Annotated in this window: 21 protein-coding genes; 7 read left to right on the top strand and 14 right to left on the bottom strand. The window is 60.2% G+C overall.

From position 1 onward, the window contains the following. Window positions 1–3 precede the first annotated feature (3 nt). Window positions 4–882, bottom strand: coding sequence for an alpha/beta fold hydrolase (locus P0D87_RS11615; RefSeq protein ID WP_006047766.1), 879 nt, complete (start codon window positions 880–882; stop codon window positions 4–6). 116 nt (window positions 883–998) lie between these two features. Here P0D87_RS11615 and P0D87_RS11610 point away from each other — a divergent pair, with 116 nt between their 5' ends. Further along, window positions 999–1901 (top strand): LysR family transcriptional regulator, encoded by a 903-nt coding sequence (locus P0D87_RS11610; protein ID WP_053857598.1) that lies wholly within the window; start codon window positions 999–1001, stop codon window positions 1899–1901. Window positions 1902–1952: 51 nt separating this feature from the next. On the opposite strand, the gene dhaK is transcribed toward P0D87_RS11610, so the two are convergent. The 10 genes from dhaK to P0D87_RS11560 all read right to left on the bottom strand — a co-directional run bounded on the left by dhaK (window position 1953) and on the right by P0D87_RS11560 (window position 11443). After that, the gene (gene dhaK / locus P0D87_RS11605; RefSeq protein WP_029970338.1) at window positions 1953–2942 is read right to left on the bottom strand and encodes a dihydroxyacetone kinase subunit DhaK; all 990 of its coding nucleotides are present in this window, start codon (window positions 2940–2942) and stop codon (window positions 1953–1955) included. Between the two features lie 14 nt (window positions 2943–2956). After that, window positions 2957–3595, bottom strand: coding sequence for a dihydroxyacetone kinase subunit DhaL (dhaL, locus tag P0D87_RS11600; protein ID WP_053857597.1), 639 nt, complete (start codon window positions 3593–3595; stop codon window positions 2957–2959). Continuing rightward, the gene (locus tag P0D87_RS11595; protein WP_053857596.1) at window positions 3592–4638 is read right to left on the bottom strand and encodes an ABC transporter ATP-binding protein; all 1047 of its coding nucleotides are present in this window, start codon (window positions 4636–4638) and stop codon (window positions 3592–3594) included. Before P0D87_RS11595 ends, dhaL begins: the two co-directional genes overlap by 4 nt. After that, a complete protein-coding gene (locus tag P0D87_RS11590) occupies window positions 4631–5734 on the bottom strand; it encodes an ABC transporter ATP-binding protein (RefSeq protein ID WP_053857595.1) in 1104 nt (367 codons plus the stop codon). Before P0D87_RS11590 ends, P0D87_RS11595 begins: the two co-directional genes overlap by 8 nt. A 3-nt stretch (window positions 5735–5737) precedes the next feature. Then, window positions 5738–5932 carry a hypothetical protein gene (locus P0D87_RS11585; RefSeq protein ID WP_029970343.1) on the bottom strand — a complete coding sequence of 65 codons (195 nt, stop codon included), beginning with the start codon at window positions 5930–5932 and terminating at the stop codon, window positions 5738–5740. Beyond that, the gene (locus P0D87_RS11580; RefSeq protein WP_006047773.1) at window positions 5929–6882 is read right to left on the bottom strand and encodes a carbohydrate ABC transporter permease; all 954 of its coding nucleotides are present in this window, start codon (window positions 6880–6882) and stop codon (window positions 5929–5931) included. The genes P0D87_RS11585 and P0D87_RS11580 overlap by 4 nt, the downstream gene beginning before the upstream one ends. Then, window positions 6879–7835, bottom strand: coding sequence for a carbohydrate ABC transporter permease (locus P0D87_RS11575; RefSeq protein WP_006047774.1), 957 nt, complete (start codon window positions 7833–7835; stop codon window positions 6879–6881). The genes P0D87_RS11580 and P0D87_RS11575 overlap by 4 nt, the downstream gene beginning before the upstream one ends. A gap of 71 nt (window positions 7836–7906) precedes the next feature. After that, window positions 7907–9235: an ABC transporter substrate-binding protein gene (locus P0D87_RS11570; RefSeq protein WP_029970344.1), complete on the bottom strand. Its 1329-nt coding sequence runs from the start codon at window positions 9233–9235 to the stop codon at window positions 7907–7909. A 113-nt stretch (window positions 9236–9348) separates the two neighbouring features. Further along, a complete protein-coding gene (locus tag P0D87_RS11565) occupies window positions 9349–10368 on the bottom strand; it encodes a LacI family DNA-binding transcriptional regulator (RefSeq protein ID WP_029970345.1) in 1020 nt (339 codons plus the stop codon). A gap of 334 nt (window positions 10369–10702) precedes the next feature. After that, the gene (locus P0D87_RS11560; protein WP_321175777.1) at window positions 10703–11443 is read right to left on the bottom strand and encodes a hypothetical protein; all 741 of its coding nucleotides are present in this window, start codon (window positions 11441–11443) and stop codon (window positions 10703–10705) included. A gap of 540 nt (window positions 11444–11983) precedes the next feature. Between P0D87_RS11560 and P0D87_RS11555 the strand changes: the two genes are divergently transcribed. After that, window positions 11984–12748, top strand: a complete 765-nt coding sequence (locus P0D87_RS11555; RefSeq protein ID WP_053857593.1) for a bestrophin-like domain — start codon at window positions 11984–11986, stop codon at window positions 12746–12748. Between the two features lie 69 nt (window positions 12749–12817). Here the strand turns inward: P0D87_RS11555 and P0D87_RS11550 are convergent, their stop codons facing one another. After that, window positions 12818–13801 (bottom strand): NAD(P)H-binding protein, encoded by a 984-nt coding sequence (locus P0D87_RS11550; protein ID WP_053857592.1) that lies wholly within the window; start codon window positions 13799–13801, stop codon window positions 12818–12820. 78 nt (window positions 13802–13879) lie between these two features. On the opposite strand from P0D87_RS11550, the gene P0D87_RS11545 reads away from it, so the two are divergent. Then, the gene (locus P0D87_RS11545; protein WP_053857591.1) at window positions 13880–14767 is read left to right on the top strand and encodes a LysR family transcriptional regulator; all 888 of its coding nucleotides are present in this window, start codon (window positions 13880–13882) and stop codon (window positions 14765–14767) included. 57 nt (window positions 14768–14824) lie between these two features. Here the strand turns inward: P0D87_RS11545 and P0D87_RS11540 are convergent, their stop codons facing one another. Both P0D87_RS11540 and P0D87_RS11535 read right to left on the bottom strand, forming a co-directional pair. Continuing rightward, window positions 14825–15943: a glycosyltransferase family protein gene (locus P0D87_RS11540; protein ID WP_053857590.1), complete on the bottom strand. Its 1119-nt coding sequence runs from the start codon at window positions 15941–15943 to the stop codon at window positions 14825–14827. A 129-nt stretch (window positions 15944–16072) separates the two neighbouring features. Further along, complete coding sequence (locus P0D87_RS11535; RefSeq protein WP_192700045.1) at window positions 16073–16384, bottom strand: hypothetical protein; 312 nt, start codon at window positions 16382–16384, stop codon at window positions 16073–16075. A 403-nt stretch (window positions 16385–16787) separates the two neighbouring features. Between P0D87_RS11535 and P0D87_RS11530 the strand changes: the two genes are divergently transcribed. The 4 genes from P0D87_RS11530 (at window position 16788) to P0D87_RS11515 (ending at window position 21945) form a co-directional block, all read left to right on the top strand. Further along, entirely contained in the window at window positions 16788–18350 is a 1563-nt protein-coding gene (locus P0D87_RS11530; protein WP_053857589.1) for a hypothetical protein, read from the top strand. Between the two features lie 210 nt (window positions 18351–18560). Then, window positions 18561–19424, top strand: a complete 864-nt coding sequence (gene ypfJ / locus P0D87_RS11525) for a KPN_02809 family neutral zinc metallopeptidase (RefSeq protein ID WP_053857588.1) — start codon at window positions 18561–18563, stop codon at window positions 19422–19424. Between the two features lie 377 nt (window positions 19425–19801). Continuing rightward, window positions 19802–21139 (top strand): oxalate/formate MFS antiporter, encoded by a 1338-nt coding sequence (gene oxlT, locus P0D87_RS11520; RefSeq protein ID WP_053857587.1) that lies wholly within the window; start codon window positions 19802–19804, stop codon window positions 21137–21139. 173 nt (window positions 21140–21312) lie between these two features. Continuing rightward, entirely contained in the window at window positions 21313–21945 is a 633-nt protein-coding gene (locus tag P0D87_RS11515) for an FMN-binding negative transcriptional regulator (RefSeq protein ID WP_053857586.1), read from the top strand. The last annotated feature ends 40 nt before the right edge of the window (window positions 21946–21985 follow it).

The raw sequence follows: 21985 nt of genomic DNA, 5'->3' as shown, positions 1-21985 counted from the left end.
AACTTACTCGCTGAGAAAAGGCAGCACGCGCTCAAGCAGCCGCTGTGGCGCTTCTTCGGGAATGTAGTGGCCGCAAGGCAGGGCCTCGCCCTGCACGTCCGGCGCGTACGCCCGCCACTCGGCAAGCGGATCGAAGCATTGCTCGATCACACCCTGCGCGCCCCACAACGCCATGAACGGGCAGTCAATCCGCTGCTGCGACGCGAGGGTCGCGCGATCGTGTTCGAGGTCGATCGTCACGCTCGCGCGATAGTCTTCGCAGATGCCGTGCGCCGTCGCCGGATCGGAGAGGCAGCGCAGATATTCCGCGTAAGCCGCCGGCGTGAACGGCGCGAGGCCGGCGCTGCGCGCGCCGATGGTCTGCTTCAGATAGAGATCGGGGTTGGCGCGGATCAGCGTCTCAGGAAACGGCGCGGGGCGCACCAGCATGAACCAGTGCCAGTAGGCGCGCGCGAACTCGAACGAGGTCTGTTCGTACATGGCGAGTGTGGGCGCGACATCGAGCGTCACCAGGCGCGTCACGACTTGCGGATGATCGAGCGCCATGCGCGCCGCCACCCGGCCGCCGCGATCGTGACCGATCACCGCGAAGCTCTCGTGGCCGAGACCGCGCATCAGCTCGACCTGATCGAGCGCCATGCGCCGCTTCGCATAGTTGGCGTGAGCCGGGTCGCCGGGCGGCTTGCCGCTGTCGCCGTAACCGCGCAGATCCGCCGCGACCACCGTGAAACGCTCCGCCAGCGCGGGCGCGACTTTATGCCAGATCGCGTGCGTTTGCGGATGCCCGTGCAAGAGTAAAAGCGCGGGACCGCGCCCGCCCTGAATTGCATGAATGCGCACGCGATCGACGGTTGCCGATGCGTCGCTGAAGCCTTCGAACATGGTTGTCTCCTGATCGCAATCCGAGTCTAATTGATGACTCATGCGATTGGGTTTCCTGAAAAGCATTCCGGCAGTAACTCACAGGAACGAATCGACCGAACAAAACGGAGCTCGGGATGGATAGCTTTTCGGATCTGAATCTGTTCGCGCTCGTGGCGCGGCATCGCAATCTGGCGGCGGCCGCGCGCGAGTTGGGCGTGACGCCACCCGCGGTCAGCAAACGGCTGGCGCAACTGGAACGGCGCCTCGGCGTGCGGCTGATGAATCGCACGACGCGGAGGTTGAGCCTCACGCCCGAAGGCGAGCTTTATCTGTCGAACGGCTCGCGCATTCTGGACGAGTTGTCGGAACTGGAGCATCTCGTCATGCAGAGCCGGGGCGAGCCTACCGGCCTGCTGCGCGTGAACGCTTCGTTTGGATTTGGGCGGGCCCGCATCGCGCCAGCGGTATCGGAATTCGTCACGCGTTATCCCGCGATAAAAATCCTGCTGCATCTGACGGACCGTCCGATGAGTCTTCAGGACGAAGGTTTCGATCTCGGCATTCGCTTCGGCGAAGTGCCGGATGCGCGCATCAACGCGCGGCTCCTGCTCGAAAACCGGCGCATGGTGTGCGCATCGCCGGGCTATGTGGCGCGGCATGGCCGACCGTCCGTGCCGCACGATCTGACGCGGCACGCCTGCATCGTCTTGCGCGAGAACGAATCGGCCTACGGCACGTGGCATTTTTCGCGCGGCAAACGCTCGGAAACGGTCAAGGTCGACGGCGCCCTATCCAGCAACGACGGCGGTGTCGTCCTGCATTGGGCGCTCGAAGGCCGCGGGATTGTCGTGCGTTCGCAGTGGGAAGTGGAACGGCATCTGGCGCGCGGCGAACTCGTGACGCTGCTGGACGACTGGGCGTTACCGGACGCCAATATTCACGCGATCTATCTGGAGCGCAATCAGCTCTCGGTCAGGCTCAGGGCCTTTGTCGACTTTCTCGGCGAGTTTCTGCGCAGGCCGGGCGGCTTGAGGTAGCTACGTCGAGAAGGAAAGCCGCACCGAAACCATTCTCGCACTCAGCGCGCCCTACATCCCCCAACGCAACGACGGCGTATGAACCGGGCTGTCCCAGTGGCGTGTCATTTCGTCGTCCAGCATACATAGCGTAATCGACGCGCCCGCCATCTCGAGCGAAGTCGTCAGCGCACCCACCTGGGCCCGGCCAACCTTCAGGTCGCGTTGCTCAAGCCATGCGCGCGTCGAGTTGAAGAGCAGGTAAAGCTCGCCTAGCGGTGTTCCGCCGAGGCCGTTGATGAGCACCAGCAATTCAGCGCCGGGTTGAGGCGCGAGATCGTCGACGATCGCTTTGAGCAGTTCTCCCGCAATCGCGTCGGCGCCTGCGAACTTTGCGCGGCGCCGCCCCGGCTCGCCGTGAATGCCCACGCCCACTTCGATTTCGTCATCGCCGATCTTGAACGTGAGCGTTCCTGCGGCCGGCACGGTGCAACTGCTGAACGCAACACCCATCGAAGCGGTGCGCTTGTTGATCCGGTCACCGAACGCCTTGCACTGTTCAAGGTCGGCGCCGCTTTCGGCCATGCTGCCCACCAGCTTCTCAACGATCACTGCGCCAGCCACACCACGCCGCCCGGTGGTGTAACTGGAGTTTTCGACCGCCACATCATCGTTGATCAGCACCATCGCGTTCGGGACCTCGGACATCTCCGACGCCATTTCGAAATTCATCAGGTCACCGGAATAATTCTTCACGATGAATAGCACGCCCGCACCGGTGTCGACAGCATCGGCAGCGGCCATCATCTGATCCGGCGTAGGGGATGTGAAGACCTGGCCGGGGCAGGCTGCGTCGAGCATTCCATAGCCCACGAAACCGGAGTGCAACGGCTCATGCCCAGAACCGCCACCCGATATCAATGCGACTTTGCCTGGTTTGAGCGTCTTGCGTCGCACGTACACAGGCTCGTTGTTGAGTACGACCAGGTCGCTATGCGCGGATGCAAACCCCGCCAGACTTTCGGCGAGGAAATCGTCGACGTGGTTGATGAATTTTTTCATGGTCTGGCCTCCTTTCACACCGGGTTGCGCGCCAGATGCGCGCATACGGCTGTAATCATGATCTGACTGGAACGCGCACCAGGGTCGATATGACCGCGTGAGCGTTCGCCCAGAAACGACGCCCGCCCTTTGGTCGCGAGCATATCGCGGGTGGCAAGCATGTTCTGCTCGGCCACCTGCGGCAATTCATCCAGCACCGCTTTTCGCAACGCAGGTGATTCGACGGCCGCAAGCTCCTTAAAGCGCGCGGCAACGGGAATCAGCACGTCCATCATCGTCTTGCTGCCTACGCCCGTCTTACCCCGCTGCGCGACCGCTTCGACGCCCGCCGCGAACATGAGCGCAGTGCCCGCAATATCCAGTGGAGTGTTCGCCGATGCTTTCGCCATCCCGTGCAGCAGCGAAAAGAACAGCGGCCCGGACGAGCCGCCGACCGTCGACAGCACCTTGTTCGCCGCGAGTTCCAACGCGGCCCCCAACGTTTTCCCTTCGATGTCCGCACGCAAGGCAAGCAAGGCCTCCATGCCGCGCAGCAGATTGAAGATGTGATCGCCATCGCCGATCTGCTGGTCGAGTACGGCTATTTCGTCGGTGTGTTCCTTGAGCGCTGCATATGCGGCGTCGATACACTCCATGACCGTTTTGCCGTTCATGTCGGGATCCTCCTGCCGTCTGCACGGAAATATAAGAGGCTGCGTGCGGGCAGCGACACGCCCACGGACTGCCCCGGGCTGAAATTGAGTTCGACCATCGTGGTCGCCACAACCGCGGTTCCTGCATGCTCCAGAATCAACAGATGACGCAGCGGCGAGTACTCGAGCACCTTCAGGTCGAGTGCGTCGCGTGGATGATGGGCGCCGGGTGCATCACGCGCGTTGCCCTCGTGCAGCAGCACGTCTTCAGGACGAATCGCCACGGTGGCCGTACCGGTCGGCACCGCTGCCGAATCGAACAGCGTTGGCGGCAACAGGTTGATCGGCGGCGAGCCGAGCCGCTGCGCCGCGCTCAATGAAACCGGATTACCGTAGACCTCGCGCGGTGTGCCGAGCTGCACCAGACGGCCGTGTTCAAGAATGCCGATGCGGTCGGCCAGTGTGGTGGCTTCCACCTGATCATGCGTGACATAGAGAATCGTCGCGCCAATCTTACGATGCAGGCGCTTCAACTCGATACGCAATTCCTCACGCAGTTTTGCATCGAGCGATGACAGCGGTTCGTCCATCAGAAAGACTTTCGGCTCGCGCACGAGCGCACGCCCGATCGCGACGCGCTGCATTTCGCCGCCCGACAAATGCGTTGCCATGTTGTCGAGCTTCGCCTCCATGTGCAGCATCTGCGCGACCGCATGCACGCGCGCGCGGACCTGTTCCTCGCTGCTGCGACGACGGGGCGAACGCAGTGGAAACGCGAGATTGCCGAACACACTCAGATGCGGATACAACGAGTATTGCTGAAAGATAAACGCGACATCGCGATCGGAAGGATGCACGCCGGTGGCGAGCGCGCCGTCGATCAGCACGTCGCCGGCATCGGGGCCTTCCAGTCCTGCAATGAGGCGCAGCGTAGTGGTTTTGCCCGCGCCGCTCGGTCCGAGCAGCACCACGAATTCGCCGTCTTTGACGTCGATCGACAGGTCGTCCACCGCAACGATGTTGCCGAAGCGCTTCGATACATTGCGTAGCTGGACTTCAGCCATGACCGACTCCGTTGACGGAAAGCGTGGAAGCAGCGCCCGGCAGCAGGCGCTCAGTAGTGGCGTCATAAAGCAGCGTGCGTTCTTTCCGAAACGACAGACCGACGCTCGTGCCCGCGGCAACGCCATCGTCTTTGCTGACGCGCACGCGCACGACGCCGAGCGCCGTTTCAACCGCCAACACCTGGTGCGAGCCGAGGTATTCGTCGGCGATCACGCGACCGCGCAGCGGCCCGTGCTCGTCGATCACGACGTGCTCCGGTCTGATCCCCAGCAATACGCGCGCGGCGGCGGCATCGCAACGCGGCACGCAAACCGGCGCGCCATGCAGACTCACCTGCTCCTGACCTGCGGTCACCGCTTCGTCGACGGGCAAGAAATTCATGGGCGGACTGCCGATGAAGTTGCCGACGAACACTGTCGCGGGGAAGTGATAAATCTCATGGGGCGAGGCCGCCTGCAACACTTCGCCCTGATTCATCACGACGATATCGTCCGCCATGGCCATCGCCTCACTCTGATCGTGTGTGACGTAGACCGTGGTGGCAGCAAGCGCGTTGTGCAGTTTGCGTAATTCCAGGCACATCAGTTCACGAAAGTCCGCATCGAGCGTGCCGAGCGGTTCGTCCATCAGGAATGCTTTCGGTTGCCGCACGATTGCGCGGCCGAGCGCGACGCGTTGCCGGTCGCCACCGGACAGGCCGCCGGTCTTACGATCGAGAATGTTCTCGATGCGCAGCATATGCGCCGCTGCATCGACCCGCGCGGCAATCTCGCTGCGTGACACGTGTTCGTTCTTCAGCGGAAACGCGATGTTATTGCGCACCGTCATGTGTGGATACAGCGCAAACATCTGGAACACGAAAGCAATATCGCGTTGCCGGGCGCGCAACGCAGTGACATCCTCACCGTCGATCAGGATCTGTCCGGAAGTCGGCAACTCGAGCCCCGCGATCATCCGCAGCGTTGTGGTCTTGCCGCAGCCTGACGGTCCGAGCAGCACGACGAAGCGTCCAGCGCCGATGGTCAGGCTGGTGTCGCGCACCGCGACAAAATCGTCGAAGCGCTTCTGAAGATGAGCGAGAACGATCGTGGACATGATTCAGTCTGGAAAATGGCTGGTGACGACGAACGCGAGCGCGCCCACCAGAAGCACCGGAAACGACCAGGTGAAAAGCGCCAGCGAAAACGGCTGCACGAGCATCGCCGCACCCAAGCCGATCAGTACCGTCGATGCGCCCTCGCTGTACCTGCGACGTAACAGCCAGCGATGCAGAGCAATGTCTTCGCGTTTCATTTGCGCACGGCTCCGAAGGTGATGCCGCGTAACAGATGTTTGCGCAGCAGGACGGTGAAAAAGAGAATCGGCAGCACGAATAATGTCGTTGCAGCCGCAACGGCCGGCCAGTCCTGACCGCCTTCTCCGATGATGAATGGAATGAATGGCGGCATGGTCTGCGCATCGCCGCTTGTCAGCAGCGAAGCAAATGCGTATTCGTTCCATGCAAAGATCAGGCAGAAGATCGCTGTAGCGGCAATGCCCGTCGTCGCTTGCGGCAACACCACTTTCACGAAGGCCTGCAAACGCGTGTAGCCATCCACTAGCGCAGCCTCTTCATACTCGCGCGGGATCTCATCCATGAAACCTTTAAGCAGCCACACCGCCAGCGAGACATTCACCGCCGTATACAGCACAATCATGCCGACATAGCTGTCGCTCAAACCGAGCGCGCGATACATCAGGTAGATCGGAATGGCGACGGCAATGGGCGGCATCATCCGTGTGGAAAGAATGAAGAACAGCAGATCGTCGGACAGCGGCACCTTGAAGCGCGAAAACGCGTACGCCGCGAGCGTGCCGAGAAATACCGCAAGAAACGTCGAACCGAATCCAATGACAAGCGAATTCATGAAGCGCGGCACAACCTTCGAAGGTCCGGCGATCACCATGTTGCGCTTGCGCACCTCACGCTCATACCAGGTCCGCGCAGGTGGCAGGCTCGCGATGAACTCGGGTGTCTGCCGCGACCGGATCGTAAGCAGGTTCACATAGCCTTCCATGGAAGGCTGAAACAGCACGACGGGCGGATACGCTATCGCATCTTCCTGCGTCTTGAAGCTCGTCAGGAAGATCCAGACCATCGGTAACGTAGCAATCAGCGCATATGTGATAACGACCGCAGCCGCGAAGCGCCTGGCGCGCGGAGACGACGCCACCACGGAATGTTGTGTCGCAGTCGGTCTCATCGCTGTTTGATCCGGTTAAGTGCCTTCACATAAATATTCGCCGCACCGAATACCGTCACGAACAGAATGATTGCGAGCGCGGACGAATAACCTGTCTGCCACTTTTCGAAGGCGGCGCGCTTGAGCGTGATCGATACCGTTTCGGTGACCGAGCCCGGGCCGCCCGATGTCAGCAGGTTGACCATATCGAACATCTTGAAGTTTTCGATGCCGCGAAACAGTACCGCGAGCATCAGGAACGGCATGGTCATAGGCAACGTGATCGACCAGAACTGACGCCACGGCGTCGCTCGGTCCACTTCCGCGGCTTCGTAGATATAGTCGGGAATCGAGCGCAGGCCCGCGAGGCAGATGAGCATGACGTACGGCGTCCACATCCACGTATCGACCATCACAATGGTCCACGGCGCGAGCGCTACGTCGCCGATCATCTGGAACGACGCCGGCGCGATGCCGGTGAAGAAGCTGACGATATCGTTGAAAAGCCCCGTCTGCGGTTGCAGCAGGAACGTCCAGAAGTTGCCCACTACTGCAGGCGAAAGCATCATCGGCAGCAGGATGAGCGTGGTCCAGAAGCTATGTCCGCGGAACTGCCGGTTGATCAGCAAGGCAAGACCGAATCCCAGCAGCACCTCCAGCCCGACCGACCAGAACACGAAACGCGCGGTCACCTGCATCGCGTACCAGATATCTTCGTCGGTCAGGATGTCGACATAATTGTCGATGCCGACAAAACGCGCCGGCACGCTGGGCATGTTCGACTTGAAGTTGGTGAACGACAGGCGAAGCGCCCAGATCAACGGAAAGATGTTGATCGCGAGAAGCAGCAGAATGGTCGGAAGGATGAAGAGCCACGCGATGGTCCGATCCGACAGTCCGCTTAACCGCTTCGCTATGCGCGTCGACGCTCCCGCTTCGAGACTCGTGGGAGAAAAAGGCTTATCTGCCAACATGCCTGGCTCCTTTAAGCGGACCGGAGACAGGCCGTTCGGCCGCCGCCGGTCCAGTCAAGCCCAGCTAAAAACTACTTTCCTTCTTGCTTGAAGACCTTGGTCCAGTCTTTCACCAGCAGATCCAGCGCATCTTTGGCCGTGCCTTTATCGGCCACGACGTAATCGTGCACACGCTTTTGCATGTCGAGCAACAGCTCCGCATAAGCCGGCTCTGCCCAGAAGTCTTTGACGATTGCCATCGACTTCAGGAACGCGGGTGCGAACGGCGCGCTATTCGGGAAGTCCGGTGCGTCCACCACTGATTTAGCTGCCGAATAGCCACCCAGTTGCCACCATTTCTTCTGCACGTCGGGTTGCGCAAACCACTTGATATATTCGAGCGCGTCTTCTTTATGGTCCGAGTACGAGACGACCGAGATTCCCTGCCCGCCCAACTGAGTGTATTGCTTCGTCTCACGCGGATTGACGAAGAAGCCGATCTTTTCGCCACCGACATTCGGGTCTTTATACAGCCCTGGGAAGAACGCAAACCAGTTCATCTGCATTGCCACCTGACCCGACTTGAACGCGTCGAGCCCCTCCTGCATGTACGCGTTGGTCATGCCAGGCGCCGTGCAGCACTTATAGAGCGCCTTGTAGTACTCGAGCCCCTTCACCGCGCCTGGCGAGTTCACGAAGCCGTCGAGGTGATAGGGCTTCTTGGGATCCTGATACTCGAAGCCGAAGTTGTATAAGGCATTGGTCGCGCCCATCGTGATTCCCTCGGAGCCACGCTCCGTGAAGATATACACGCCATAGACCGTCTTGCCGTCGATCTTTCGACCCTGGAAGAATTGCGCAGTCTGCTTGAGTTCGTCGAGCGTAGTGGGCGGCGCAAGCTCACGGTTGTACTTCTGCTTGAATTCCGCGCGAAGTTCCGGGCGCGCAAACCAGTCCTTGCGGTAGGTCCATCCGACCGCGTCAGCCATCGCAGGTAAAGCCCAATAGTTCGGCGTATTCTTTGGCCACTCCGAATATCCCACCACCGTTGCAGGCACGAAGTCGTTCATGGAAATCTTGTTCTTCGTGAAGAAGTCGTTGAGCTTCACGTAATGTCCATTGACCGCCGCGCCGCCAATCCACTGACTGTCGCCAATGATCAGATCGCACAGCTTGCCGTGCGAATTGAGTTCATTGATGAAGCGGTCAGCGTAACTGGTCCACGGTACGAACTCGAACTTCATCTTGATGCCGGTCTTCGTCGTGAAATCCTTCGACAGTTCGACCAGTGCATTGGCGGGATCCCATGCCGCCCAGCAGAGTGTCAACTGCTTGTCCTGTGCCTGCGCGCCCGTTGCAGTGCCGAGCCCCAGCGATATGAGGGTTGCCGCCACTACCCTCGCTGACGTTAGACGTACCATGTCTCTTCTCCTTGTCTTTCTCGCGTCTCCAACCTCATGACATTCAGCGCCCATGCGCCGGGCACCGCATTTCGGCTCTGGCAGATCAGAAGTCGATCCGCGTGTCGCGAGCGTCAGGCATGCGCATTCTCACGAAGATAAATCCGGGTTTCCGGCGTGGGGATGGCAAGCGCTCCCCGAACGTCGTTAAGAAAATTGATCGCGGCGAGCCCGGCCCAATGAACAATGCCGCGCACGTCCTGACCGAGTATCACGTCGATCGCGCGTTCCGAGAGTTGGGTGCGGGTCTCCGCAGTGCATTCGTGGCCAATCAGGACGAGGTGAGCCTTGTCGCCGGACTCCTGCAATGCCGCTGCAATGCCGGAGATGCCGCCGCCCGTCACATACACGCCGACCAGATCTGCATGGCGCGCACGTAGGCCCTGTACCGCGAGGCCGGCACCATCGTCGTCTTCGGCGAAGTCCGGTTCGGCGATCCAGCGCAGGTTGCGGAAATCCTCCTCCAGCACTTGCGAAAAGCCAGTGCGGCGTTCCACCTGATCATGCAGACGCGACGATCCCGATAGCACGGCAACCGTGCCGAGCTTCGCGCAAAGGAAGCGCCCCATCAGTAGTCCTGCCGTGCGTCCGGCAATCCGGTTGTCGACACCCACATACGCGGCGCGCCGGCTCGCAGGCAAATCGGAGAACACGGTGACGACTGGCACCTGAGCGTCGCTCATCTCTTCGATGAAACGCTCGACCCACGGATAGTCCAGAGGCGCGAGCACGAGCGCGTCGTAGTCGATCACTTCCGCGGCGAACGCCGCGGTCTCGCGTTGGCTGGAAAAATCACAGCGGTAAAACGAGGGGATGATGCGGTGCTCGCGAAAGAAGCTGGCCGACAGCGCAATATCGCGCTCGACGTGATCGAGGAAGCGGGAGTTCACTTGCGGCAGCACGAACGCGACCCGGAACGAGTTGACCTTTGCCGGCCGGCCACGGCTCGCCCGCTCGTCACGCAGATTCGCGAGTGCAAGATGCACGCGTTCGGCCGTTTCCGGACGCACGGCCTGATCGTCGCGCAGGACACGATCGACCGTGGCCACGCTGACGCCAGCCCGACGCGCAATCATCGTACGAGTAGCCGGCATGGGTCTCCTCCGGTGCCGAGCGAAAGAATTATTTTGTTTTACTGAAGGTAGTTTTTCCCACGAAAAATGCAAGCTTTTTCGCCGTGAAAAAAGCGTCATTGTTTTGATGGACATAAAACACGGTGGTGCCCGGTAGCGCCAGCAAGTGCGACGGACGACGCAGCGGGCCTACAGATCGGGGATCGCAGGGAGAGTCGATGGCGTGGGTCGGCTATTAGCGCCCGAGGAGAACCCCGGCCAACTGTCGTGTCGACCGCGGTATGGGTATTGGGTGAGTGCTTAGAAAAAGAGAAGCTCTCGGTCGTGAGTCAGGACTCATCCTGCCTTTAGGCTTTTAATCGCCGGAGCCATTTCGAACTTCGCGAACCGGACGTCCGACACGGTCGGACGGCGCGGAATTCCTGTGATGAGCCCACTCACGCAGCTTATCCAGTGCGCCGCCTGAATGCGGGTTAGCAAAGTGAAACAGGACGGTCGACCTGACGCTATGCGGCAGACAAGCCTGATTCGCGTGGAGCGATCGCATTCCCCAGAAAAAATACATGTTGCCTGGCTCGAGCGGTACGACGCGTGCGCCGAGCGCGCGCTGCACGCTTTCGGCTGCAAGTACCCGGCGCACCAGCGAGTTTTGCACTACGGCTTTCTCGACCAGGTTGATCACCGATGAAGAGCGGATCTTGCGCAGGTTCGGATACATCACGAGGTCGCCGCGCGGCTCGTTCGGGCCGTTTGGAATGATCAGCGGCAAGAGCGCGGTGACGACGTAGGTGTCGTAGTGGAACAGGTTTGATGCCTTGAGTCCGAGATCACCCGACAGCACCCGAAGCGCGGAGACGATATCGATGTCGGGCACGGCTCGCCCGGTGCCGCGCCGGTACAGTCCGGCGAGTATTCGGCGCAGGTCGGGCGAATCACCGAATGCCGCGAGCGGCGAGGCGTCGAGCCAGGGATGGCCGGCATAGATGAAATGCTGGCGCTGATGCTTGTCCAGTTCGCGCTGGACATAATCGCTCGCCATTGCAAGTTCAACGGGTGAAAGGACGTCGTGAAGTGCGCCTATGCCGACCGCGTCCATCTCACGGCTCAATGCGTCGAGGCTTTCATCGGTCACCTGCTTCAATCTGGAGTCCAGAATTTGATCGGGCGGACTTTCCATGATTCCTCACACAAGGTTGTCGCAGGATAGATACGTCGTGTTTTTTCCGAATCGTCCAATTTTGCCTACAGTGTGTCATGCGCCGACTATGAGTTATGTGCGACAGAGCATATGGCGGTTCACGTTCACGTTAAAGAACATCGCGTTCTGCGACTAGTTTTGCGCCCGTGTGCTGAAGGTTGCTTGCCAGGAGCATTCCCGCACGGTGAACTACCGGATAGCCGGCACCGATGTTAAGCACGAGGGGAATGAGATCCAGGCTCCTGAAGCCGACAATAGTGGCGGATGTGAATTCCGTTCATAGCTCTTTCGGTTCTCGCCACACGCTGCCCGAATCGCTCAGCATATTCGCGCAAAGTATTGCGCGCCGACACGCTCTTTTATTAGCGATAGCCCGCGATGTGATCTAAGATCGAAAGAACGTGCGTGCTAAACAGCCTTCTCAATAGGAGATATCCAATGGCAGCATTCGTCGATCATCCGGCGATTTTGTTTCTGGTTCTCTTCGTTTTATTCATTGCGGCAGTTGCATTCGGGGTGTTTGTCTTGCGCCGTCTATCTCCATTGCATGAAGACGAACGCGACGATTTCAGCGCTGTCCAGGGCGCCACGCTCACGTTGTTGGCTTTATTGATCGGTTTCAGTATTTCCATGGCGGTGAACCGCTATGACCAGCGAAAAGTCCTTGAAGAAGCAGAGGCAAACGCGATCGGTACGGAATTCGCGAGGGCCGATTTAACGGAGCCGGACATACGTGACGAGATGAAGGCGGCACTGATCCAATACACCCGCTTGAGGCTGACAGAGTTTCGGACCCGCGATCACGCCGAGCGCAAACAACTCGACGGTGAACTCGCAGCGCTACAGTCGAGATTGTGGCTGCAGGCAACCCACGTTGGAAAAAGTCAGCCCACGCCCATCGGGGCGCTCGTCGTTGCGGGCATGAATGACGTGCTCAATTCGCAGGACTATTCAGAGGCCGCCAGGATTAATCATATTCCGCTGGGCGCATGGGTTTTGATGATCGTGATCGCGGTTTTCGGATGTGCGGTTCAGGGTTATGGCGCCAAAGGGAAGCGCCGTACTGCGCTGCTCATGACTATCTTGCCCGTGACGATCTCATTGTCACTCGCGCTGATTGCCGACATCGACAGTCCGCGCGGCGGGATCATCCGCGTGCAACCGCAGAACCTGGCGAGGCTTCTCCAGTCGCTGGAAAAGTAATGGCTGGTTCTGACAGCCTGCTTATTCAGATTGGAATGCGATAACAAGTAGTACCGCTGGTTCGTGCTATTAGCTAATGCAGCCTAAACCTGAAAGCGTCGCTTCCACTGCCTCGTCGATTGGCGTATTCGGCTCGTGCCCTAACGTAGCGATCAATCGGGCGTTTTGCATCCGGACAGGTGTTTGCCACAAATAGCGCATCTCGCCCAATTCGCGAAACGTCGCATTAAACGGTGACGCGAGCTTGACGAGCGCCCACGGAAATCCGCCGACGCCCGGTTCTCGCCCCGTGCGCCGCGCCACGACTCTGCGAATGGCCGCCACGAGTTGAGTACCGTCCTCGTCCCAGTGGCCACCCATATGAAAGCGCGCGAAAGGCTCCAGCGTGTCGCGCCGCGCAAGCAGCTCGAGCATCGTACGCGCTACGTCAGGCAAATATGACCACTGATGGCCAACCCCGCGCGCCCCCGGATAACTGATCTTTGCGACGGGCTTTCCCGGTTTGACGAGACCCTGCGAAAACCAGTTATTGCGCGCTCGCGGGCCGAAGAAATCACCCGCTCGCACAATCAACGCGCGCAACCCTTCTGTGGTCGCGCGTTGCAGCCGAGCCTCCATTTGCACGCGGATGGCGCCTTTCTTTGTCACTGGATGCTGAGGTGCATCTTCATCGAGCAGCGCGAACGCGTCCGGCCCAAAGTTGTACACCGTGCCCGGCAGCACGATCGTTGCGCCTACCGCTTTCGCGGCTGCGATGGTGTTATCCAGCATCGGCAGGACAAGCTGTTCCCAGCGCCTATAACCCGGTGGATTAACCGCATGCACGATGACCGACGCGCCTTGCGCCGCGCGTAGAACATCCGCATGGTTCATCGCGTCGCCCTGCATCCATTCGACGCCGTCTGTGCGCAGACTCAATGCACTCGACGACCGCTGCATCGCCCGCACATGCCAGCCTGCTGCAAGCAGTTGCCGCGCAAGTTCCCCGCCGATGCCGCCCGTTGCGCCAAGTACGAGTACCGTTTCATGTGCCACGTCAGTTGCTCCATTCATATTTCGATGAAGCCATTCTCCGACTTTTACTGGCACAATAAAACTAGCGAACTCCGTTGACCCGATATACAAAATTGCATGGCTGACAACATTGGTTGGGAACTGTATCGCACGCTGCTTGCAGTGCTGCAAGAAGGCTCATTGTCGGGCGCCGCGCGCTCACTCGGCATCACGCAGCCCACGGCGGGCCGTCATATCGAAGCGCTCGAACGCGCGCTGAAAGTATCTCTATTCACGCGCTCACAGACGGGTTTGCAGCCGACCGACATCGCCCTCGCCCTGCGGCCGCACGCAGAGACGATGCAGAGTACGGCGGCGTCGCTGGAGCGCGCGGCGAAAAACGACGCCGCCCAGGTGCAAGGCGCGGTGCGCGTGGCGGCGAGCGAGGTCGTCGGTGCGGAGGTGCTGCCGCCCATCATTGCGGCGCTTCGCGAGCGCTATCCGCAACTCGTCGTCGAGCTGGTGCTCTCCAATCGCGTGGAAGATCTGCTCAAGCGCGAGGCCGATGTCGCCGTGCGCATGATGCGGCCGAAGCAGACGCAGCTCGTCGCCCGGCGCATCGGCAACATCGAGCTCGGCCTGCATGCGCGGCGCGATTACCTCGCGAAACACGGAACGCCGCGCAACGCGGCCGCACTGTGGGAACACGCGATCATCGGCTACGACAGGCCGAGCGCGTTCGTGCGGGATGCCAGCAAGGCCTTTCCAGGGTATTCGCGCGCGGGTCTGTCGATTCGCACGGACAACGACCTCGCGCAGCTCGCACTGATTCGCGCGGGTGCCGGCATCGGTGTGTGTCAGGTCGCGCTTGCGCGTCGCGACAAGTCGCTGGTTCGCGTGCTGCCGAAGCTCGTCGCGCTACGGCTCGATACATGGGTGACCATGCACGAGGATCTGCGCAGCAGTCCGCGTTGCCGCGCGACGTTCGATGCGCTCGTCGAAGGACTCACGGGCTATGTGCGGTAGTTCTTCCAGGCGCCGGGATTGTCATGCGTTATGGGCGAGCAACCGCCCGGCACGAGCTCATTCCGTTACCGGCTTTTCCACCGCAGCTGCCTGTCCGCCGACGGTCTCCAGATAGTGTCCGTAATGCCGGCAGCAGGTTTTCCAGCCGAACTCGTCGAGTGCCTTGCGATGACTCGCATTGTTGGCATACGTCTGCCACGACTCGTTGACCGAGCGCAGGATTGCAGGCAGTTCGCTGGCGTCGTTAAAGAGAATCACGTTGTCGAACTTTCTTGCTGCCCATTTCATGAACGGTGTGGAGCGCGCGATCAGAACCGGAACGAGCCCAATAGCCTCGAAGAACGCGCCGCTGACCAGCATCGAGTCGGCCGAGTGCGGGAGAATCAGCACGTCACTGTCGGCGATGCTTTGCGCAAACTCGGCGTCGGTCAGAAAGCGGGATTCAAGGCGCACCGCGTCTCGCAACGACTTTCTATCGATGATCTCGTTCAGCGTGGAGACGTAAGCGTCAGTGCCGTGCCCCGCTATATGCAACTTGCAATCGGCCGGCCAGACATCGAGCACCGCATCGATCTGCTTATACGGACGGATCACGCCGAGCATCGTATAGAGCGGCGCTGATCGTTCCGGCCTTGCATTACGCGGCTGATGACCGGGCGAGTCCCAATACAGCGGATGAGGCAAATACTGGGCGCGGTACTGCGCCTGAAAGTCCGGCGCGTGCACCACGCGAAAATCCGCAAGACGGCGCACGAATGCAATGATGCGCATCGACAGGCGCCGGTTGAATCCCTCCGTATCGTGTACGGCCTGGTCGTGCACGAAGTACACGACCTTGGCTCGCCCGAGCAGCATCAGAGAACAATAGAAAGCGAAAAGCAGTGAGCCGCCGAAGCTCAGTTGCGCAGTGCCCTTCTGTCGCCTGAACGGCCGGTACTCGAGCCAATGAAATACGAGAACATTTTCCGGCTTGAACAGATCGGCAAAGCCGCCCTTTAACAAGCCCTTGATCGACAACGGAGCAACATCGTAGCCGACCGACCTGTACAGATCTTTTTGAATCTCTATATAGCGGTTGGTCGGATTCGTAAAAGGACACATCAGCACGCGTCGCCGCGGCCGTTTCGCTTCATCGCTTCCATGAGCGCTACTGGCCTCGTGAATAATCTGCGACATTCGACAATCTCCGGTCAGAGTGCACTCGCGGAACAATAGGCGCGAACGTAATTCCGACGTCTTCAATTCCCGTCGTTATGAACGCTTCCAGCGAATATCGAGTGATTTAATCAGTATGTTCAGTCGAGCTTAGCATGCAAAAAACGGCATTGTGTGGCCGCAATCACCTGAAAACGCGCCAAGTTGCGCCCGCGCCGCCGATTCGATGTCCGAAAGTGTGGACTGAAGACATGCGCCCCGGGTCACCCGGATAGCCCCGCCGCCGCTCCAAAAATCGGCACTCGACGAAAGCGGAAAAAACGACTTGCTGCTCTTGGGGTCAAAGCGCAAATAATGCAGGGCGTCCAGTCCCCATACATCAGGCGAAAGCGTGATTTTTTTGGGATACGAGCGTTGATCGGAAACGATCCTGCTTTCTGGCGGAATACGGCTATTTTTCATTTTGAGCCGATGCGGTTCCGGGTAAGATCTACCCCGTTCGCAATAGCAGTCCGCAAAATTTACGCGGTCCGCACGATTCCCGGACAAACGTTTGCGTGAGCGTCCCTGCATGTCGTGGGCCGCGCACGGTGACGTCGGTTGATTTCCTCTGTTGATTGAACCCGTTGGCGCACGCGTCGTGCACGAGCGTTCCTGCCCGTGCGCGCTGAATCAAGGTTTATTCCGGCGGCTTTAACCAGTTCGATAAAACAACCAGCAAGACGCCTTAAAAGCACTCGGATTTCCTGGACGATCAGTAGTGCCAATAAAAATAACGTTTCGAGTTTCGCAATAAGCAATTAACCAATATAAGAACACAACTTATCTTTATTCGGGGATCTTCTCGATAGTGGAATAACTCATAATGTTGAAACGACGGCAATTTATTGGTGCGCTGGGCGCACTCGGCGGAAGCGTGATTTTGAGCGCCTGCGGTGGCAGCGGCGCGGAAGATGTGAGCGCAACTACTTCTGGCGCCAGCGCGCAGAAGACAAGCGCGACTGCAAAGAGCGCATCTGCAGACGGCTCGGCAATGCCGCCGGCCGCGTCCCTGATCGATGGCGCGGGCGCTACCTGGACTATTTCGGGCGGTGTGGTTTATCGCAACGGCGCGAAAGCCGGGATCAACTACAACGTCTCGCTCGTGCTGTGGGTCAGCGGCGCGATCTATCACCAGAACACCAGCGGTCAGTTCTATCAGTGGACCGGATCGGCATGGCAGTCCTCGAGCGATCCGCGCCTCGGCACCACGTCGCCGGATGGCACGACGATGCCGTCGGCCTCACGCATCATCGACAAGACCGGCGCGGTCTGGACGCTCACCAATGGCGTGATTTCGAAAAACGGCAAGGTGGTGGGCAACAACTACAACGTGTCGCTCGTGCTCTGGTACGGCGGCAAGATCTATCACCGCAATACGAGCGGACAGTTCTACGCCAATGCCGAAGTCGCCGCTGAATGGCTGGCTTGCAGCGATCCGCGCACTCCCGTCGCGGCGAGCGCGGGCAGCTTCTTCGGCATGAACGGTCACTTCGATTACACGTACACGCCCGCGCAGGTCGTGTCGATCCTGAAGGGCCTGGGTTGTACCAGCTACCGCGTCGGCTGCACGGCGGACCCGGCTCAACTGAATGCCGTGGTCAAGCTCGCGCAGGCGTTCCAGTCGGCCGGCATGACGCTGCTCGTATTGCTCGACCTCGGTCTTCGCGACAGCAGCGGCAAGCTTCTGGCCGGCGAATCCGCCGCCTACAACGCCACTTATGGACCCGCCTTCACGGTCGCCAATACGCTGAAGCAATACGGCGTGACGTTCTATGAATGCGGCAACGAATTGACCCGTGACAGGGCCATCATCATCGATTCGACGAACGCAGGGACCAAGGCACTCGACTTCAACAACGCGAACTGGCCGGTGATGCGTGGCGCAATGCGCGGCATGATCGACGGCGTGAAGGCGGCTCAGCCGGGCGCCAAGTGCGGCGTCAACTTCTGCGTTGCGGATGTCGGTGCGTCGGATGCATTGTGGGACGGCACGCAACCGGACGGCAGCTTCGGCTATCCGAAGGTGCGCTGGGACATCACGACGTGGCACAACTACGAGGTCTACGGCGACATCTTCAACATCGGCACCGATGGCGCCGGTCCCGGCTTCGACCTGCCTACCTACTGCAAGGCGAGGTACGGCGTGCCGTTCTTCATCACCGAGTGGAATACGGGCCCGGAACAGGCGCAGTCGTACCGCGCGAGTTACATCACTTCGCAACTGGGTTCGTTCTACGCGGCACGCAAGACGCACAACATTCAGACCGTGATGTACTACGTGCTCGATAGCGGCAACAACACGTTCGGCATTATGACGAACGGGACCGCGTTGAATCCGCCGTATGGTGCGTTCACCGCTTTCACGTCGAGCCACGTCGATAGCTGATACGGCGAGTTCCTCGCATCTATACTGCGAATCTGGCCTCCCGCTGCACTCTGGCGGGAGGCCATTTTTTTGCCTGGAAGTGAGCGCAGATCAGCGTCGGCACACGCGCCCCATGCATACCGGCACGCGACGCAGGTATGCTTACTGCTCCATTGCGGCAGTAGACCGCAATGCGTCACAGCCTGTCGCTAGAGAACACGGAGAAACGCCATGCGCCTTGATGATGAAGTGGAAAGCCAGAACGTCGAAGACCGGCGAGGCGGCGGTATGCGGGTAGGCGGCGGCATCGGCATTGGGACGATCGTCATCGCGCTGGCCGCGTCGTATTTCTTCGGCATTAATCCGCTGACGATCATCAACGGCGCGCAGGTGCTGCAAGGCAATGCGCCGCAGGCCAATGCACCGACCAACGCGCGCCCCGCCGACGATGCCGGCAGCCACTTCGTGCGCCGCGTGCTCGGCAACACCGAACGCACGTGGCAACACATTTTCCGCACGCAGTTCAACCAGGATTATCCGGCGCCCAAACTCGTGCTGTTCAGCGACGCCACACCGACGGCGTGCGGCACGGGCCAGTCGGCGATGGGTCCGTTCTACTGTCCGCCCGACAGCACCGTCTACATCGACCTGTCGTTCTATCGCGACTTGCGCGACCGCTTCGGCGCAAGCGGCGACTTCGCACAAGCCTATGTGATCGCGCACGAAGTCGGGCATCACATCCAGAAGGTGCTCGGCATCTCCGACAAGTACGAGGCCGCGCGTGCACGCATGTCGCAAGCGCGGGGCAATGCGCTGTCCGTGCGCCTCGAATTGCAGGCGGATTGTTTTGCGGGCGTGTGGGCCGCGGTCGCACAGCAGATGAACGCGAAGCTGATGGAGCCGGGCGACTTCGAGCAGGGGCTGAATGCTGCCGGCGCGATCGGCGACGACCGGTTGCAGCGGCAATCGCAAGGACGCGTGGTGCCCGAAGCATTCACGCACGGCACGAGCGAGCAGCGGCAACGGTGGCTCAGGCGCGGCATGACGAGCGGCGACATTCGCCAATGCGATACCTTCTCGGCGCAATCGCTATGAGTTTGAGCGCCGGCTAACCAGGAAATACCCGTCGGTGCTATCCCTACAAACAAAAAACTAACATTACATTTCACTTTCGACTATAAAGGCAAGGCACGCGGTGAACAGCCTTGTCTCACTGCCTGCCCTCAGCCCGCCGGCCTTGCCGGCGGGCTTTTTTTGACTCTTTCGAATGAGTCGGCAGCATTCCTTCGTTTTCCTTTCTTATCACGAAAGACGTCGTCAGAACGTCGGGTTTCTTTCGCTTGACTTACTTGATATATCACATACTGTATCGATTCGACCACCGACTTCAGGACGCGTTAAAGACGTCCAACGGTTGTCCGCGGAGCGTGGCGCCCGCAATCACAAGACAAGGCATGTCAAAGGAGACAGCGATGGAAACGGATCACCAGAAGGGAGCGTCGTGGGTAGCGTCACCGTGGGTGCAACTCGTGTTCGGCGTCATCTGTATGGCGATGATTGCGAACATGCAGTACGGCTGGACTTTGTTCGTCAATCCGATCAACGAAAAATACCAATGGGGCCGTGCCGCGATTCAGGTCGCGTTCACGATCTTCGTCGTGACCGAAACATGGCTCGTGCCGGTTGAAGGCTATCTCGTCGACAAATACGGGCCGCGTCCGGTGGTGGTCGGAGGCGGCCTGCTGTGCGCGATCGCGTGGGCGCTCAACTCGGTCGCCGGATCGCTGCCCGTGCTTTACATTGCCGCGGCGATCGGTGGCGTGGGCGCAGGCGCGGTCTACGGCACTTGCGTCGGCAACGCGCTGAAGTGGTTTCCAAACCGCCGCGGCCTCGCTGCGGGGATCACCGCAGCGGGCTTCGGCGCGGGATCGGCGGCGACCGTCATTCCGATTTCGAACATGATCAAAAGCAGCGGCTATGAAGCGACTTTCCTGTGGTTCGGTCTCGGCCAGGGAATCATCGTCGTCGCGCTCGGGCTTGCGCTGCTCGCGCCGCCGGCCAGTCTGCTCGCGTCGGCGAAGAGCGCCCTCAAGCGCGTCGTCTATAACGCGACGCCGCGCGAAGTGGTGAGCTCGCCAATATTCTGGGTGATGTACCTGATGTTCGTGATGATGGCCGCAGGCGGTCTGATGGCGACCGCGCAACTCGGGCCGATTGCGAAAGACTTCGGCCTGCACGATTCGCCCGTTTCGTTGCTCGGCCTGACCTTGCCGGCGCTGACGTTTGCATTGACGATCGATCGCGTATTGAATGGTCTGACGCGGCCGTTCTTCGGCTGGATCTCGGATCGCATCGGCCGCGAAAACACGATGTTTCTTGCGTTCGCGATCGAAGCGGTCGGCATTCTCGCGTTGTCGAAATACGGGCAGAGTCCGGTCGCGTTCGTCGTGCTGACCGGCATCGTGTTCTTTGCATGGGGCGAAATCTACAGCCTGTTCCCCGCGACCTGCGGCGATACGTACGGCCCGAAATTCGCCGCCACCAACGCAGGGCTGTTGTACACCGCGAAGGGCACGGCCGCGTTGCTGGTGCCGTTCACGAGCGTCATCACGGCGGCAACCGGCAACTGGCATGCGGTCTTCGTGCTTGCATCGGGCATGGCGGCCGCGGCCGCGCTGCTCGCGCTATTCGTGCTCAAGCCGATGCGCCGCGCACATGCCGCGCGGCACGCGAGCCCTGCGACCGAAAGCGTTTATAGCGGCGGCTCATTGATCAGCGAATCGGCGCGTGTGTCTGCGGATGGCGGTTGACGGAAGTTGTATCGAACGCAAGGGCGGCATCGCGCGCGTCGGTAACGGCGCGCCGCCGCTCTTGGCCCAAGTTTCTGGCCCAAGCTTCTGGCCCAATAAAGTCGGCGGAAGCTGGCTCTTCAGGATTGACCCGTTTCGGCGCACACTGCGTGCACGAACTCAACGGAGCAATCATGTACGTCCCAGCCCATTTCAACGAAGCACGCAAAGACGTGCTGCATACGCTCATCGCGCAGAATCCGTTCGGCACGCTGATTACCCACGGCGCGAACGGCCTCGACGCGAATCACATTCCGTTCGAGTTGGCATCTAACGAAGGCGAGTTCGGCGTGCTGCACGCTCACGTGGCGCGCAATAACCCGCTTTGGCAGGACGTGGCCAATGGCGACGAAACGCTGGTCGTGTTCCGCGCCGGCGACGCGTATGTTTCGCCGACCTGGTATCCGAGCAAGCACGAAGCGCACAGACAGGTGCCGACATGGAACTACGTCGTCGTGCACGCGCATGGGCGCATCACGATTCGCGACGATGAAAAGTACGTGCGGGGCGTCGTCGCGCGCCTCACGCGTACGCATGAAGCAGGCGAAACGCAGCCGTGGAAGATGGGTGACGCGCCGGCCGAATACATCGACGCAATGCTCAAAGCGATTGTCGGCGTGGAGATCGAGATCACGCGGCTCATCGGCAAGAGCAAGCTCAGCCAGAACAAGGACGCGCGCGATATTCAGGGCGCCGGAGAAGCATTGAAGGCACGCGAGAACCGGATCGGCGATCAGATGCTTGCGTGCCTTGCAGAGAAGCCATAACGCTGCCTGCGTGGCGGGCACTCCTCCGGGCGCTTGCTTG

Source organism: Paraburkholderia sp. RL17-368-BIF-A (genome assembly GCF_046054045.1).
Classification (GTDB): Bacteria; Pseudomonadota; Gammaproteobacteria; order Burkholderiales; family Burkholderiaceae; genus Paraburkholderia; species Paraburkholderia graminis.
The sequence above is the reverse complement of the archived record's forward strand: the minus strand, read 5'-3'. Positions and strand labels throughout refer to the sequence as shown.

What these genes read in the sequence shown, in the direction of transcription:
- P0D87_RS11615 (WP_006047766.1), bottom strand. Translation starts at nt 882, where the DNA reads ATGTTCGAAGGCTTCAGCGACGCATCGGCAACCGTCGATCGCGTGCGC.
- P0D87_RS11610 (WP_053857598.1), top strand. Translation starts at nt 999, where the DNA reads ATGGATAGCTTTTCGGATCTGAATCTGTTCGCGCTCGTGGCGCGGCAT.
- dhaK (WP_029970338.1), bottom strand. Translation starts at nt 2,942, where the DNA reads ATGAAAAAATTCATCAACCACGTCGACGATTTCCTCGCCGAAAGTCTG.
- dhaL (WP_053857597.1), bottom strand. Translation starts at nt 3,595, where the DNA reads ATGAACGGCAAAACGGTCATGGAGTGTATCGACGCCGCATATGCAGCG.
- P0D87_RS11595 (WP_053857596.1), bottom strand. Translation starts at nt 4,638, where the DNA reads ATGGCTGAAGTCCAGCTACGCAATGTATCGAAGCGCTTCGGCAACATC.
- P0D87_RS11590 (WP_053857595.1), bottom strand. Translation starts at nt 5,734, where the DNA reads ATGTCCACGATCGTTCTCGCTCATCTTCAGAAGCGCTTCGACGATTTT.
- P0D87_RS11585 (WP_029970343.1), bottom strand. Translation starts at nt 5,932, where the DNA reads ATGAAACGCGAAGACATTGCTCTGCATCGCTGGCTGTTACGTCGCAGG.
- P0D87_RS11580 (WP_006047773.1), bottom strand. Translation starts at nt 6,882, where the DNA reads ATGAGACCGACTGCGACACAACATTCCGTGGTGGCGTCGTCTCCGCGC.
- P0D87_RS11575 (WP_006047774.1), bottom strand. Translation starts at nt 7,835, where the DNA reads ATGTTGGCAGATAAGCCTTTTTCTCCCACGAGTCTCGAAGCGGGAGCG.
- P0D87_RS11570 (WP_029970344.1), bottom strand. Translation starts at nt 9,235, where the DNA reads ATGGTACGTCTAACGTCAGCGAGGGTAGTGGCGGCAACCCTCATATCG.
- P0D87_RS11565 (WP_029970345.1), bottom strand. Translation starts at nt 10,368, where the DNA reads ATGCCGGCTACTCGTACGATGATTGCGCGTCGGGCTGGCGTCAGCGTG.
- P0D87_RS11560 (WP_321175777.1), bottom strand. Translation starts at nt 11,443, where the DNA reads ATGGACGCGGTCGGCATAGGCGCACTTCACGACGTCCTTTCACCCGTT.
- P0D87_RS11555 (WP_053857593.1), top strand. Translation starts at nt 11,984, where the DNA reads ATGGCAGCATTCGTCGATCATCCGGCGATTTTGTTTCTGGTTCTCTTC.
- P0D87_RS11550 (WP_053857592.1), bottom strand. Translation starts at nt 13,801, where the DNA reads ATGAATGGAGCAACTGACGTGGCACATGAAACGGTACTCGTACTTGGC.
- P0D87_RS11545 (WP_053857591.1), top strand. Translation starts at nt 13,880, where the DNA reads ATGGCTGACAACATTGGTTGGGAACTGTATCGCACGCTGCTTGCAGTG.
- P0D87_RS11540 (WP_053857590.1), bottom strand. Translation starts at nt 15,943, where the DNA reads ATGTCGCAGATTATTCACGAGGCCAGTAGCGCTCATGGAAGCGATGAA.
- P0D87_RS11535 (WP_192700045.1), bottom strand. Translation starts at nt 16,384, where the DNA reads ATGAAAAATAGCCGTATTCCGCCAGAAAGCAGGATCGTTTCCGATCAA.
- P0D87_RS11530 (WP_053857589.1), top strand. Translation starts at nt 16,788, where the DNA reads ATGTTGAAACGACGGCAATTTATTGGTGCGCTGGGCGCACTCGGCGGA.
- ypfJ (WP_053857588.1), top strand. Translation starts at nt 18,561, where the DNA reads ATGCGCCTTGATGATGAAGTGGAAAGCCAGAACGTCGAAGACCGGCGA.
- oxlT (WP_053857587.1), top strand. Translation starts at nt 19,802, where the DNA reads ATGGAAACGGATCACCAGAAGGGAGCGTCGTGGGTAGCGTCACCGTGG.
- P0D87_RS11515 (WP_053857586.1), top strand. Translation starts at nt 21,313, where the DNA reads ATGTACGTCCCAGCCCATTTCAACGAAGCACGCAAAGACGTGCTGCAT.